At 70.4% G+C, this 14,151-nt stretch carries 12 protein-coding genes; 11 read left to right on the forward strand and 1 reads right to left on the reverse strand.

Annotated elements, in window-relative coordinates:
* Nucleotides 1-325: 325 nt before the first annotated feature.
* Nucleotides 326-1,132: a S1 family peptidase gene (locus QSK30_RS22665; protein ID WP_285505610.1), complete on the reverse strand. Its 807-nt coding sequence runs from the start codon at nt 1,130-1,132 to the stop codon at nt 326-328.
* 268 nt (nt 1,133-1,400) lie between these two features.
* Here QSK30_RS22665 and QSK30_RS22670 point away from each other — a divergent pair, with 268 nt between their 5' ends.
* The 11 genes from QSK30_RS22670 (at nt 1,401) to QSK30_RS22720 (ending at nt 14,102) form a co-directional block, all read left to right on the forward strand.
* A complete protein-coding gene (locus QSK30_RS22670; RefSeq protein WP_285505612.1) occupies nt 1,401-1,745 on the forward strand; it encodes a YidH family protein in 345 nt (114 codons plus the stop codon).
* Nucleotides 1,742-2,053, forward strand: a complete 312-nt coding sequence (locus tag QSK30_RS22675; protein WP_285505613.1) for a DUF202 domain-containing protein — start codon at nt 1,742-1,744, stop codon at nt 2,051-2,053. The genes QSK30_RS22670 and QSK30_RS22675 overlap by 4 nt, the downstream gene beginning before the upstream one ends.
* A gap of 346 nt (nt 2,054-2,399) precedes the next feature.
* Entirely contained in the window at nt 2,400-2,849 is a 450-nt protein-coding gene (locus QSK30_RS22680; RefSeq protein ID WP_285505614.1) for a helix-turn-helix domain-containing protein, read from the forward strand.
* A 34-nt stretch (nt 2,850-2,883) separates the two neighbouring features.
* A complete protein-coding gene (locus tag QSK30_RS22685; protein ID WP_285505616.1) occupies nt 2,884-4,074 on the forward strand; it encodes a Gfo/Idh/MocA family protein in 1,191 nt (396 codons plus the stop codon).
* A 262-nt stretch (nt 4,075-4,336) separates the two neighbouring features.
* Nucleotides 4,337-4,690 carry a hypothetical protein gene (locus QSK30_RS22690; RefSeq protein ID WP_285505618.1) on the forward strand — a complete coding sequence of 118 codons (354 nt, stop codon included), beginning with the start codon at nt 4,337-4,339 and terminating at the stop codon, nt 4,688-4,690.
* Nucleotides 4,691-4,847: 157 nt separating this feature from the next.
* Nucleotides 4,848-5,873: a phosphate ABC transporter permease subunit PstC gene (gene pstC / locus QSK30_RS22695; protein ID WP_285505619.1), complete on the forward strand. Its 1,026-nt coding sequence runs from the start codon at nt 4,848-4,850 to the stop codon at nt 5,871-5,873.
* Nucleotides 5,873-7,081, forward strand: coding sequence for a phosphate ABC transporter permease PstA (gene pstA / locus QSK30_RS22700; RefSeq protein WP_285505621.1), 1,209 nt, complete (start codon nt 5,873-5,875; stop codon nt 7,079-7,081). The genes pstC and pstA overlap by 1 nt, the downstream gene beginning before the upstream one ends.
* On the forward strand, nt 7,078-8,679 hold the full coding sequence (locus tag QSK30_RS22705; protein WP_285505622.1) for a phosphate ABC transporter substrate-binding protein PstS: 1,602 nt from the start codon (nt 7,078-7,080) through the stop codon (nt 8,677-8,679). Before pstA ends, QSK30_RS22705 begins: the two co-directional genes overlap by 4 nt.
* A complete protein-coding gene (locus tag QSK30_RS22710) occupies nt 8,676-11,153 on the forward strand; it encodes a hypothetical protein (RefSeq protein ID WP_285505623.1) in 2,478 nt (825 codons plus the stop codon). Before QSK30_RS22705 ends, QSK30_RS22710 begins: the two co-directional genes overlap by 4 nt.
* 328 nt (nt 11,154-11,481) lie before the next feature.
* Nucleotides 11,482-12,456, forward strand: a complete 975-nt coding sequence (locus QSK30_RS22715) for a substrate-binding domain-containing protein (RefSeq protein ID WP_285505625.1) — start codon at nt 11,482-11,484, stop codon at nt 12,454-12,456.
* Nucleotides 12,457-12,521: 65 nt separating this feature from the next.
* On the forward strand, nt 12,522-14,102 hold the full coding sequence (locus tag QSK30_RS22720; protein ID WP_285505627.1) for an Ig-like domain-containing protein: 1,581 nt from the start codon (nt 12,522-12,524) through the stop codon (nt 14,100-14,102).
* The last annotated feature ends 49 nt before the right edge of the window (nt 14,103-14,151 follow it).

Here is a 14,151-nt window from a genome sequence, read left to right on the forward strand (position 1 = left end):
TGCCGACCCAACACCTTCCCAATGAACCGAAACGACCGCCGCGCCGCCAACTCCCGCGAGATCGTCTCCCGATCCTCACAACCCAACACCACATGACCCGCCACAGACATAATCTCCGATCACTCGCTCACCGAGATCATCCCACACCCGGCGCATCGACCCCTTGAGGTCAAGGCCCCACACGAAGCGAGTTCACTAGATCGAGCCCCCGCACTTACCCGGGCAACGCAGGGCAGCAAAACCCCCAGACCGACGCCCACGATCACGACCCGAGCAACGAAGACGGCAACCCCCGACGCCAGTCAGAGCGACAGTGCACAACACCTCACCCCGTATACAGAGTCAGCCCATAAGTGCTCAACGCCTCAGCGATCGGCTGGAAATAGACAATCCCGCCGGATGTGCAGTTCCCCGACCCACCCGAGGTCAACCCCTGAGCCTGCACCCGATCCCCACTCCCAGGATCGCTCACGAACGACCCACCGGAATCCCCAGGCTCCGCGCAGGCATTCGTCCGGGTCAGTCCGGTCACCACGTCCCCACCCCCGTAGTTGACCGTCTGGTTCACCCCCAACACCTTCCCGCAGCGCCACCCCGTCGTGGACCCGGACCGGCAGATCCGCCCGCCCACCGGCACCGGCGTCGAGCCCGCCACGGTCACGTCCGAACCACTCGAGTACCGGTCCACCAGTGGCGTGGAGACCGCGGACGAGCTCACTCGGATGATCCCGAAATCGTTGCCGGGGAACGAGGAACCGGCCACCGGGCCCACTGAGCCGCCGGTACCCGACACGTTCGTGACGACCTCGGTGCAGTGCCCGGCAGTGATCAGGTAACGCGTGCCGGCGGCGTTGCGCGCGTTGAAACCGATCGAACACCGCCCTCCGCCGCTGAAGTAGATGGCTTGCCCGCCGATCACATTCCACAGTGGACGTGGTGCGGTCCGGACCCGCTCGACCCGCACGCCTCGGCCGAACGACTTCGCCCACCGGGCTCCGGTGTTGTCCAGTACCGACACCACCACTCGGTTGGTGTTTTCGTCTACGTGCCAACCGGTCACGGAGTCGGGAACGCTGCGGGCCTGATCATCCAAAGAGGACTTTAGTTGGTCGAGCGCGGCCGTGCTGTACACCACTTGGGCCGCGGCGGGTGGTGTCAGTGCCACCGCGCAGGTGAGGGCCAACAGGACAACGGGGATTCGGTTCGGTCGAGTCACGAGCGGCCTCCAGACAGGGGAATGGGCCGAACGGTGCACACCTCGTCTGGGACGGTACGCGCGGCGGGATATTCACCGGTAGCGGCCGTTGGAGCGCAGCGGGTTACCTGGTGGGGTGATGTACGCGTCACCAGGAGTGCGAGTGGTCGGCATCCGGGTGGTGGTCGCCTACGATCCCGTAGCGATGGCAGAGCAACCAGGGCGGGAGCCGGACTACCGGTTCACCCTCGCCAACGAACGGACCTTCCTCGCCTGGGTGCGCACCGCCCTGGCCCTGGTCGCGGGTGGTGTCGCCGTCTGGCAGTACCTCCCGGACCTCGGCCTGCCCGCGCTGCGCTCGGCGATCGGCATCGGCCTGGTCGCCCTGGGCACCGTGCTGGCGGCGCTGAGCCACCACCGGTGGCGCTCGACCCAGGACGCGATCCGGCACGGCCGCCCATTGCGCAGCGGGGTGCAGATCCCGCTGCTGGCCTTCGGTGTCACCGCGATCGCGGTCGGGATCCTGGTGCTGGTGCTGATCGGCCGATGAGGCAGCTCGGCCCGCAGCTGCTCGACCCGGGGCTGCAGACCGAGCGGACCCGGCTGGCCTGGTCGCGGACCGCGCTGGCGGCCGGTGCCGTCGGCGCGCTGCTGGTGCACGGCGCGCGCGATGCCACCGGTCTGGTGTGCGGTGGCCTCGCCCTGCTGTGCGCGGTCGGCCTGGTCCTGTGTGGAACGATCCGCTACCGCCGCGCCTACGCGGGTGTGGTCCCGACGGCGATGCCCGCCTGGGCCGGCTTGCTGACGGTGGCGCCCGCGGCGCTCGCGGTGGTGGCACTGCTCGCCCGGTCGCGGTGAAACCCGGGGCCGGTGCGGCACCACCGGCCCCGGGCGCGCACTCGCTCGGCGCCCGCCCCGTCGAAGGAGGGGGCGACGGGCCTCGATGCGGGGGCCGTGAGCCTGGTGCTCAGGCAGTATCTGCTCGTACCGGGCCCCCGGTCCAGACCTACCGGCCGGTAATCGGACGGCGCCCGGAGTTCTACGGAGCGTGTGATTCACCCACTGCGGTCTCACTCGATAGTGGCACCTTCCGCACGGGATGGGTGCGGTGAAAGCAAATGTGCGTAACGTGACAACAATCGGGGAAAGTGCTGGTCAGCGCACTGTGCGTGACAGTGCCACGGGACTCGGACGGGGGAACGGCATGGACGGTGTGGCATACCAGCGCGCGCTGGGCCGGGAGCTGCAGCAGCTGCGGGTCCGGCGCAAATGGACGAGGGCGCAGCTCGTCCAGCGGCTCCCCAACGAGCTGTCCGCGCAGGCGCTCGCCTCCTACGAGACCGGCACCAGGTCCTGCACCGTGGTGCGCTTCGTGCAGCTGTGCACCGCGCTCGAGGCGTCCCCGCACGATCTGCTCGAGCGCGTGCACGACCAGGTGAGCCACGAGGAGTACCCGGCCTCGCTCAAGGTCGACCTCGCCGACCTCGCCCTCGACGAGCGGCCCGAGCTCTTCCCGGCCCGCCGCTGGGCGGCCACCGAGGTGGCCCGGCACGCCGCCGCCACCCGTGACCTCGACCTGGGCGCGCTGGAGTCGCTGGCCGAGCTGTGCGGGTTGCCGACCGTCGAGTTGGTACGGATGCTCCGCTCGGACTGAGCGGGTTCCGGCCCGGTTCGGCTAGGTTCGAGTGGTGGACCTGCGGATCGGTGTCATCGGGTTCGGACTGCGCGCGGGCCTGGTCGAGCACGCCCACCGGCCGGGCGCGGGTTCCCGGGTGGTCGCGGTGTGCGACCCGCGGCCCGAGCGGCTGGCCGTCGCCGCCGAGCGCTTCGGCCCGGGTGTCGCTCTCCACCGCGCCGCCGAGCGGCTGCTGGCCGACGACCTCGACGCGGTCTTCGTGCTCTCGCCCGACCACCTGCACGCCGAGCACGCGGTCGCGGTGCTGGAGTCCGGGCGCGCGGCCTATGTGGAGAAGCCGCTGGAGATCACCGTCGCGGGCTGCGACCGGATCCTGGCGGCCGCCGCGCGCACCGGTGGGCGGGTCTACGTCGGCCACAACATGCGGCACCTGCCGGTGGTCCTGGCCATGCGCGAGCTGATCGCCGCGGGCGCCATCGGCGAGGTGACCGCGGTGTGGTGCAGGCACTTCGTCGGCCACGGCGGCGACTACTACTTCACCGACTGGCACGCCGACCGCAGCCGCTCGACCGGGCTGCTGTTGCAGAAGGGCGCGCACGACCTGGACGTGATCCACTGGCTCGCGGGCGGCTACGCCACCACCGTCACCGCCATGGGCGGGCTCACCGTCTACGGCCGGGTCACCGACCGCCGGGCCGAACCGGCCCCTAAGGACACCTACGACCACGGCACCTGGCCGCCGCTGGCGCAGACCGGGCTCAACCCGGTGGTCGACGTCGAGGACCTGTCCATGGTCACCATGGCGCTGGGCAACGGCACCTTCGCGACCTACCAGCAGTGCCACTACACACCGGACTACTGGCGCAACTACACCGTCATCGGGACCGCGGGCAGGCTGGAGAACTTCGGCGACGGTCCGGGCGCGCAGGTGCGCGTCTGGGACCGCAGGCACCGCTCCTACGCGCCGGAGCCCGACCACGTCGTCCGGATCGGACCGAGTGCGGGCGGTCACGGTGGCGCGGACCCGGCGATCGTCGCCGAGTTCCTCCGGTTCGCCCGCGACGGCGGGCCGACGCTGACCTCGCCGGTGGCGGCCCGGCAGGCGGTCGCCACCGGCTGTGCAGCAACGGATTCGCTGCGTGCCGGTGGCGCGCCCCGGGTGGTCGAACCACTCGCCGCGGAGGTGCTGGCGTACTTCTCCGGCAATGCGGACCGGGGATCCCCCGAAAAGGGCGATGATTAGTTCGCCTGTGTGACGTGATCGGCACTCAGCGCATCGGTTTACATCTTTTACCCGACCCCCGGTGGTGATTTTCCACCGTCAATGGTCGACCTTAACCGTAAAAGCGTTACCGATGGTTTCCATACCGTGACAATAAGTCTGCCGCCGTTCGCTGTGAGCATGATCGCAACCTGTCGGCTGCCCGTCCTTTTTCTCCCGTCCACCCGCGAACCAGACGATTCGTCAACACGTCGGGGTGTACCAGATTGATGGGAGAAACCCGATGGCAGTCGCCCGCTTCCAGATCTACAGATCCACCGACTCGGGTGTGACATGGCGCTTCCTCTCCGCGAACAACCGCAGCCTCGGCCAAGCCGCCTGCCTCTTCGACGACCTCGACGACTGCTCGAAGGCGCTGGTGGAGCTGCGTGCCCGGCTCACCGACACCGCCGCGACCACCGCCAGGGAAACCCCCTCGCAGCTGTGGTCGTGGCGCGTCCGGCTGGGTTCGACCGACCTCGCGGTGTCCAGCCGCAAGTACCACCGCCGAGTCCAGGCGCAGTACGCCTGCCGCAGTTTCCTCGGGCTCGTGGCCACCGCGACGGTCGCGGACCTGCCGCGCGTGGTGCATTTCTGATGGTCGTTTCCGCCGATTCCCGGCGCGGCCATTCGGCCCAGCAACGCCGGGTAAAGCGCTTGCGTTCGTCTGTTGTTCACGACCGCATCCAGGCCCGGACAGCTGCGCGGGTTTTGCTTGCGCGGATATCGCCCCTCCCGACTCGGAGCGCCCCCAGATGACCCAGTTGACCAGCGCGCCCGAGGACGTCCGGCGCGCCGAGGTCGTCGATCCCCCGCGCAGGCGGGTCGCCCTCTCCGGCGGCGTCGACCGGGTCTTCCGCGCCACGCTGCGCGGCGCGGGCCTGACCGTGCTGGCGCTGATGGGCACCGTCGGGCTCTTCCTGTTCGTCCGCGGCCTCGACGCGTTCTCGGTCGCGGGCCTGGACTTCTTCACCACCGAGAGCTGGGAGCCGGACTCGCACCGGTTCGGGATCGCCGCGGTGCTGGTCGGCACGCTGCTGATCGCCTCGGTGGCCCTGGTGGTCGCCTTCCCGCTGGCGCTGGGGGTGGCGCTCTACATCTCCGAGTACGCCCCGCGCCGGGTCCGGCGGGTGCTCACCAGCATGGTCGACCTGATGGCCGCGGTGCCCAGTGTCGTGTACGGACTGTTCGGCTCGACGCTGCTGCAGTGGCAGGGCAGCGACATCCCGCGCTGGCTGTCCATCCAGTTCGGCTGGATCCCGTTCCTGGACGTGCCGCAGGCCGATCCGGACAACCCGCTCTCGCCGACCGGGGTCTACGCCACCTCGACGTTCTGGGCGGGGCTGGTGGTCGGGTTCATGATCATGCCGTTCATCTGCTCGGTGATGCGCGAGTCGTTCACCCAGGCGCCGCAGGGCGAGCGCGAGGGCGCCTACGCGCTCGGTTCCACCCGCTGGGGGGTGATCCGCAGCGTGGTGCTGCCCTTCGGGCGCAGCGGCATGATCGGCGGCACCATGCTCGGCCTGGGCCGCGCGCTGGGCGAGACCATCGCGGTGGCGATGATCATCTCGCCGATCTTCGTGATCCAGCCGCACATCCTGGGCGCGGGCGGCAGCTCGGTCTCCGCGCTCATCGCGCAGCGCTGGGGCTCGGCCAGCCCGTTCGGCCTGGGCGCGCTGATGGCCGCGGGCCTGGCGCTGTTCCTGATGACCCTGGTGGTCAACTTCGCCGCCTCCGCGGTGATCGCGCGCAGCCGGTCCGGCCAGGGGAGTGACGCCTGATGTCCATTGTGGAGCAAGAGCTGGTCGGGCGGGTTCAGCCGGTCACCCCGCCGCCCGCCCCGGCCCGCCCGGCCCGCGCGGTCGAGGTGCGCCGCGACACCCGGTCGATCAAGCGGACCGACGTCGTGGCGGTGCTCGGCGCCCTGGTCGCCGCGGTCGCGCTCACCGGGGTGCTCTTCGCCCAGATCGCGCCCTTCTCCGGCGTCGTCGGCTTCATCGCGATCGCCTACCCGCTGTTCCTGGCGCTCTACGCGCTGCTGGTCTCGCTGGAGGAGAACAGCCTCACGGTCCGGGACAAGGTGGTCTCGGCCATCGTGCACAGCATCGCCGTGGTGGCGATCGGCGCCCTGGTCGTGATCGTGGTCTACCCGGTCGTCAAGGGCTGGGAGGTGCTGGGCTACGCCAACTTCTACACCGACGACATGTCCGAGGCGGGCACCCTGGACCCGCTGGAGTACGGCGGCATCCTGCACGCGATGGTCGGCACCCTGGAGCAGATCAGCATCGCGCTGGTCATCACCGTCCCGTTGGGACTGACCACCGCGGCCTTCCTCAACGAGACCAAGGGCGTGTTCACCCGGGTGGTGCGCACCGTGGTCGAGGCGATGACCGCGCTGCCCTCCATCGTGGCGGGTCTGTTCATCTACGCCTCGCTGATCCTGCTGCTCGGCGTCGAGCGCTCCGGCTTCGCCGCGGGCTGCGCGATCAGCGTGATGATGCTGCCGATCATGATCCGGGCCGCCGACGTGGTGATCCGGCTGGTGCCCAGTTCGCTGCGCGAGGCCTCGCTGGCCCTGGGCACCGGGCAGCTGCGCACCGTGTGGCACGTGGTGCTGCCCACCGCCCGCTCCGGGCTCACCACCAGCGTGCTGCTGGCGACCGCGCGCGGTGTCGGCGAGACCTCGCCGGTGCTGATCGCGGCGGGGTTCACCCCGTACCTCAACCTCAACCCCTTCGCCGACGCCCAGGTCTCGCTCCCGCTGGCCACCTACCAGATGGTCTCCTCCTCCGAGGAGACCATGCAGACCCGCGCCTTCGGCGCCGCCGCGGTGCTGATGACGCTGGTGCTGGTGCTCTTCGTGCTCGCCCGGCTCCTCGGCGGCCGTGAGCCGGGCAACCTCTCCGCGGGTCAGCTGCGCCGCCGGGCCAAGGCGTCGACCCGGGACCGAGCTCGTTTCACCGCCCCAACGCAACGAGGAGAGTCATGACCCCGCAGGTACGCGCGCGCGGCCGGATGGTGGGCCTGCTCGCGGTGCTCACCGTGCTGACCGCGGTGGTGACCGGGTTCGCGCCCGCGGCGTCGGCGCAGAGCTACGTGCCGATCAGCGGCTCCGGGTCGACCTGGAGCTACAACGCGATCGACCAGTGGCGCAAGAACGTGCAGCAGTTCGGCATCCGGATCTCGTTCGCGGGCACCGGTTCCACCGACGGCCGCAACCAGTTCAAGTCCGGCCAGGTCGACTTCGCGGTCTCGGAGATCCCGTACAACCTGGTCGACGGCGGCGTGCGGGACCTGCCGCCGGAGAACGGCAACTTCGCCTACATGCCGATCGTCGCGGGCGGCACGTCGCTGATGTACAACCTGAACATCGGCGGCAAGCGGGTGACCACGCTGCGGCTCTCCGGCGACGTGGTGACCAAGATCTTCACCCGGGTCATCACCATGTGGAACGACCCGGCCATCGCCGCGGACAACCCCTCGCTCAAGCTGCCCGCCCGCCAGATCATCCCGGTGGTGCGCGGTGACGGCTCGGGCAGCACCGCGCAGTTCACCGCCTGGATGGCCGCCCAGCACGGCGGGATCTGGGACGACTTCTGCCGCAAGGTCAACCGCGCGACGCCGTGCGGGTTCACCTCCAGCTACCCGTCGATGCAGGGCATCATCGCCCAGGAGAAGTCGATCGGCGTGGCCAACTACGTGCGGCAGGGCCAGAGCGACGGCGCGATCACCTACGTCGAGTACTCCTACGCCAAGAACGCGGGCTTCCCGGTCGCCAAGCTGCTCAACGCCAAGGGGTACTACGTCTCCCCGACCGCCCAGGCGGTCGCCGTGGCGCTGCTCAAGGCGAAGATCAACCCGGACCTGACCCAGGACCTCAACCAGGTCTACACCGACGCCGACCCGCGCACCTACCCGATGTCGAGCTACAGCTACATGATCCTGCCGACCGCGCCGACGGCGAAGTTCAACGAGCAGAAGGGCCGCACGCTCTCCGACTTCGCCTACTACTTCCTGTGCGAGGGCCAGCAGCAGGCCGACCGGCTCGGGTTCTCGCCGCTGCCGATCAACCTGGTGCAGGCGGGTCTGCAGCAGGTCGCGCGGATCCCCGGTTCGACCAAGAAGTCCACCGACATCGCCAAGTGCAACAACCCCACCTTCTCCACCGACGGCACCAACACGCTGGCCAAGACCGCGCCGCAGCCACCGGACTGCGACCGCAAGGGCGGCCCGGTCGTCTGCGCGGGTCCCGGGGGCACCTCCGGCACCGGCTCCACCGCGGGGACCAACGGCGCGGCCAAGCCGGGTGCGGCGACTCCGGGCGCCGCGGGCCCCGCCGCGGCTGGTGATCCCGCGGCCGCGGGCCCGGCCGCGGCCGGTGAGACCGCGGAGGGCGGTGAGGGGACCACTGCGGAGGGAAGCACCGACGGCGTGGTCAATTCCGCCTCCGCGGTACCGGTGTCGGTGGACCTGCCCGCCAACGACGGCACGTTGCTGATCGTCGTCGCCTCCGTGCTGCTGCTGGCCCTGGTGGTCGGACCGCCGCTGGTAGCCAAGATCATCCGAGCGAAGGGGAGCCAGGCATGAGCGGCCGGACCGCGGTACCCGCCCGGCTCCTCCGGCTGGTCCTGGCCGCGGCGCTGATCGTCGCCGGGGTGGCCCTGGTGCCCGAGCCGTCGCGCGCCGTCGCGGTGCCGCCCACGGCGTCCGCGACGACGGTCAAGGGCAAGGGGGACTTCGCCGCGCTGGAGGTCACCGTGTCCCAGACCCGGGACCTGATCAACCAGACGATCCACCTGTCCTGGAAGGGCGCCACCCCGACCGACTCCACCCGCAGCCGCAACTTCCTGCAGGTCATGCAGTGCTGGGGCGACGACCCGACCGGTCCGCGCAAGGACCAGTGCGTGTACGGCTCGCCGCTGGCCAACTACGACTCGCTGGCCCTGTGGTCGCGCCAGCTGCTCTACCAGGACTACATCCAGGACAAGGCCGAGACCCAGCCGGAGGAACAGGTCGACAGCGCGGGCGGCGGCAAGCGCAAGGTGCCGACCTACGTGCCGTTCACCCCGGTCAGCGGCCCGGCGACGAAGGCGACCGAACCCGGCTACGGGCTCTACTACGACGCCAGCCTGACCAACGAGGTGCAGGTCGCCGCGACCCAGCAGAACGGCACCGGCGACATCGACTTCGAGGTGCAGACGCTGGCCGAGTCGCCCGCGCTCGAGTGCGGGAAGGTGCGCACCAGCGGACCGGACACCGGCAAGCCGCGGCACTGCTGGCTGGTGGTCGTGCCGCGGGGTGACCGGGAGACCAACGGCAAGGTGGTCAGCCCGGGTCTGCCGGACAGCTACCTGCACAACTACCTCGACTCCTCGCCGCTGAGCGAGTCCAACTGGCGCAACCACATCTCGGTGCGGCTGGACTTCCAGCCGGTGGGCGAGCCGTGCAGGCTCGGCGTGGCCGAGCGGGCGCTCTCCGGCCACGAGTTCGTCTCCGACGCCGTGCTGCGCTGGCAGCCCACGCTGTGCGCGGGCACCGGTCCGGTGTTCGGCTTCGTCCAGGTGCCCGACCGGCAGGCCCGCGAGCTGCTGGGGGCCGAGGACCCGGGCATGGTGTTCCTGAACAACCCGGCGGACGCCACGACGCTGCCCGCGGACCGCAAGGTCGTCTACGCCCCGGTGGCCGTCTCGGCGTACACGGTCGCGTTCATCATGGAGCGCCAACCCGCGACCGACGCCCCAGCCGACGTGCTCGCCCTCAACGGCCAGCCGATGACCGAGCTCAAGCTGACCCCGCGGCTGGTGGCCAAGCTGCTCACCCAGTCCTATTCGGACGCCGTGCCCGGTGCGCAGGACTACCTCAAGGGCAACCCGACGCGGCTGAGCCAGGACGAGGACTTCCTCGACCTGAACCCGGACTTCCGCACGCACGGCAGGCTGATGCAGACCGTCGACGCCCTGGCGTCCTCAGTGGACTCCGACGCCACCGGCGCGCTCTGGTCCTGGGTGCTGGCCGACCAGGAGGCCAAGCAGTGGCTCACCGGCACGCCGGACGGCCACGGCATGAAGGTCAACAAGAAGTTCCTCGAGCTGAGCCTGCAGGTCGACAACTTCCCCAAGGCCGACCTGTCCTGCGTCGACGTCAAGTACCCCAAGATCATCGCCCAGCTGTGCTCGCAGACCCGGCGCCCGCTGGCCGCGGACATGCACGAGGCGGGCCGGGCGGTCAACCGCGGCGACAGCCTGGGCCGCGAGCCCAACGGCCTGCGCGACCCGAACGACCTGACCAGGCCCGGCACCCAGAAGGTCGGCCGCTCGGTGATCGGGCGGCGGGCCCAGTTGGCCATCGTGGACACCGCGACCGCGGCCCGCTACGGCCTGCAGGTGGCCAAGCTGCGCAACGCCGCGGGCAACTTCGTCGCCCCCACCGACGACAACGTGCGCGCGGGCCTGGCGGAGATGACCGACACCGGCGTCCCCGGGGTGAAGCGGACCAACCCGGCGGCCAAGGGGGCCAACGCCTACCCGCTGGCCAGCGTGACCTACGCCGCGACGGTGCCGTCGATGCTGACCAAGGACGCGGGCAAGGACTACGGCACCTTCCTGCGCTACGCCGTCGGCCCCGGCCAGGACACCGGTGAGGGCGTCGGCAAGCTGCCCGTCGGCTACGTCCCGCTGTCCCAGCAGATGCGGGAGCAGACCACCGCCGCGGCCACCGCGATCGAGCGCGACTCGGGCATCAAGCCGCCGGTAGAGCCCGCGCCCGTCGAGGGCACCTCGGGCCCGGCGGCGGAACCCCCGGCCGCGCCCGCCGACGCCGCGGTGAACACCGGCGACACGGCACCGGCGGCGGGTCCCGCGCCGCAGCCCGCGCCCGCCGCGCCGGAGAGCTCGGCGGCGAGCAGCCCGGCGCAGAACGTCGCGCAGGCGCGCACCACGCCGTCGACCCCGGTCGGCTGGCTGCTGCGCTACCTGCTGGCCGCGCTGCTGGTCGTCGGTGGTCTGGCCACCGCGGGCGGGCCGCTGCTGACCCAGCTCGGACGGCGGGTGAGCGGTCGATGACCGTACGCATTGGACTGTCCACTGCGGACAGTCTGTTGCCAACGACCTGTTCGCCGACCGGCCACCCGCCGGTGTCGGGGAAGCAAACTTCGCCGCGATACACCAAGGTGTACGGCCACTGCGACGCCGCGTCGGCGCGCGGGGGCCGACCACGGCGGAGGAAGGGGTGATGCAGCCGACCGGCCTGTGACGAGAGTTGCAGCTCCCGCCACAGACCAGGCGAACCACTCGCGTGGTAGTGCACCCGGCCAGGCGCCAGTCCACCGGCCAGACCGGGACGTGCTCGGACACCAGTCCGCGCACCACTGCGTAGAAAAGGATACAGGTAGTGAGCAAGAAGCAGCGTATGATCCTCGTGGCCACCGCCGCGCTGGCCGCCGTGGGCCTGTCCACCGGCTCCGCCCAGGCGGACCCGACCGGCGCCCCCACCTACCGGGAGATCGTCGGCACCGGCTCGGACACCACCCAGACCGTGGTCAACGGCCTCTCCGACGCCATCACCATCAACGGCGTGAAGGTCCTGGGCTCCTACGACGCCCGCGGCAGCGCGCAGATCACCACCAAGGACCCGGTGGCCAACCCGGCCTGCACGTTCAACCGCCCCGAGGGCTCGACCCCCGGCATCACGACGCTGAAGAACGACATCACCGCGGGCACCAACTGCGTGCAGTTCGCCCGGTCGTCCTCGAACGCCTCGGCGACGTACCCGGACCTGAAGTTCATCCCGTTCGCCGTCGACGCGCTCACCTACGCGGTGCGCAGCGACAGCTCGGTGCCCAAGAAGCTCACCAAGGCCCAGCTGACCGCGATCTACACCTGCACCAACACCGCGTTCAAGCCGCTGGCGCCGCAGTTCGGCTCCGGCACCCGCACCTTCTTCATCCGCAACATCCTCCCGGCGGGCACCACCGACTCGACCGGCCTGTTCGGTCCCGGCGGCACCTACCCGTGCGTCAACGACAAGGACGCCGCGGGCGAGGGCATCCAGGAGCACGTCGGCACCTACCTGACCGACACCAAGAACCTGCTGCCCTACTCGATCGCGGTCTACAACTCGCAGGTCTACGGCAACGCGCCCGCCGCTCAGGGCAAGGCCGTGCTGGGCACGATCGACAACGTCCAGCCGACCAACCTGAACATCTCCTCGGTGCTCAAGCGCGACGTCTACAACGTCATCCCGGCCGACAAGGTGGACGTCGAGCCGTACAAGAGCCTCTTCGTCGGCCAGAACTCCCTGGTCTGCCAGCAGGGCTCGGTCATCACCCGCTACGGCTTCGGCATCGCCGCCAACTGCGGTCAGTGACCTCTCGCACTAGCTCCACCCCCGCTAGTCCACACGTGACCACTTCACGAAAGGTTTGCACAACAGTGCGAGGAAACAACTTCACCCGCAGGCTCGTCGGCGGGGCCATCGTGCTCGCCGCCGCCACCGCGGCGACCATCGGCGCCGCGGGCCTCGCGGCCGCCGCCCCGCCCGTGGGCAACCTGGGCACCCTGAGCTCCAACAAGCAGGTCGGCCTCGACACCGACGCCCCCACCTTCACCACCTCGGCGGGCTGCTCGGCCGACTCCGACGGCTACAGCCTGTTCGTCTACGGCCCGGGCGCCTTCACCAACGGCCTGGTGGGTACCCCCGTCACCGACGTGAACTTCTCCACCAGCGGCGGCTTCCCGGTCGTGCAGGGTCTGTCCTTCAAGGACATCGCGGTCGACAACTCGACCACGATCGTCCCGGGCACCTACACCATCGCGGTCAACTGCGTCGACCAGTTCGCCGCGGAGACCAAGGGCACCTTCACCCGCAACGTCTACTTCACCACCGCCACCGCGTGGCAGCTCAACGACCCGAACCAGCCGGTCAACACCACGACCGCGCTCGCCGTGTCGCCCAACGCCCCCGTCCTGGTGGGCGCGAACGTCACCCTGACCGCCACCGTGACCCCGGCGACCGCCACGGGCACCGTGCAGTTCAAGGACGGCGCGAACAACGTGGGTTCCCCCGTCACCGTGGTCAACGGTGTCGCGACCCTGAGCACCACCGCCCTGCAGGCGGGCAACCGCTCGCTGTCCGCGGCCTTCACCGGCGCGACGGCCCTGATCGGCAACTCGGCCTCCCCGGCCGTGGCCTACCAGGTCAACGCCCCGGTCGCGACCCCGACCACGACCGCCCTCGCGGTCACCCCGAGCGGCACGGCGGCGCAGTACAGCACCGTCACCCTGAGCGCGACGGTCAACCCGGCCGCCGCCGCGGGCACCGTGCAGTTCCTCGACGGCGCGAACAACCTGGGCAGCCCGGTTGCCGTGACCGCCGGTTCGGCGACGCTGAGCACGACCACCCTCGCGGTGGGCGCGCACAACTTCACCGCTCGCTTCATCCCGGCCAACGCCGCCGCGTACGTGACCTCCACCTCGGCCGCGGTCGCGCTGGACGTCACCGCGTTCGCGGGCGTCACCGCGGGCGAGAACATCACCACCACCGTGCTCGCCGGTGAGCTCCTGATCAGCGTCGCGAACGAGAACGTGGTCCTGCCCTCCCCGGTCATGGCCGCCGACGGTTCGCTGCTGACCACCTCGGGCTCGCTCAACACCATCAAGGTCACCGACACCCGCGCGGGCAACCCGGGCTGGAACGTCTCCGGCCAGGTGACCGACTTCGTCAACGGCGCCAACTCGATCAACGGCGCGAACCTGGGCTGGACCCCCAAGCTGGTCGACAAGGCCGCGGTCCAGAACATCACCGTCGGTGCCGCGGTCAACCCGGCCAACGCCATCGCCCCGGGTGCCACCGCGCCCAACGGGCTCGGCCTGGCCGCCGCCCGCGTCCTGGCCACCGCCGCCTCGCTGGGCGGCAACGGTACCGAGAACCTCTCCGCGGACCTGGCCCTGAACGTGCCCACCTCCACCGTGGCGGGCACCTACACGGCGCGCCTGACCCTCACCGCCATCTGATCCTCGGCGACTGAGTCAGTCGGATAAGCCAGTGGGGGCGGGTCGGGCC

Origin of the sequence: Actinokineospora sp. NBRC 105648, from assembly GCF_030269645.1 — a bacterium.
In the GTDB taxonomy this organism is placed as follows: domain Bacteria; phylum Actinomycetota; class Actinomycetes; order Mycobacteriales; family Pseudonocardiaceae; genus Actinokineospora.

Bases quoted from the DNA above. Each gene is read 5' to 3' on its own strand.
- QSK30_RS22670 (WP_285505612.1), top strand. From the start codon at position 1,401: ATGGCAGAGCAACCAGGGCGGGAGCCGGACTACCGGTTCACCCTCGCC.
- QSK30_RS22675 (WP_285505613.1), top strand. From the start codon at position 1,742: ATGAGGCAGCTCGGCCCGCAGCTGCTCGACCCGGGGCTGCAGACCGAG.
- QSK30_RS22680 (WP_285505614.1), top strand. From the start codon at position 2,400: ATGGACGGTGTGGCATACCAGCGCGCGCTGGGCCGGGAGCTGCAGCAG.
- QSK30_RS22690 (WP_285505618.1), top strand. From the start codon at position 4,337: ATGGCAGTCGCCCGCTTCCAGATCTACAGATCCACCGACTCGGGTGTG.
- pstC (WP_285505619.1), top strand. From the start codon at position 4,848: ATGACCCAGTTGACCAGCGCGCCCGAGGACGTCCGGCGCGCCGAGGTC.
- pstA (WP_285505621.1), top strand. From the start codon at position 5,873: ATGTCCATTGTGGAGCAAGAGCTGGTCGGGCGGGTTCAGCCGGTCACC.
- QSK30_RS22705 (WP_285505622.1), top strand. From the start codon at position 7,078: ATGACCCCGCAGGTACGCGCGCGCGGCCGGATGGTGGGCCTGCTCGCG.
- QSK30_RS22710 (WP_285505623.1), top strand. From the start codon at position 8,676: ATGAGCGGCCGGACCGCGGTACCCGCCCGGCTCCTCCGGCTGGTCCTG.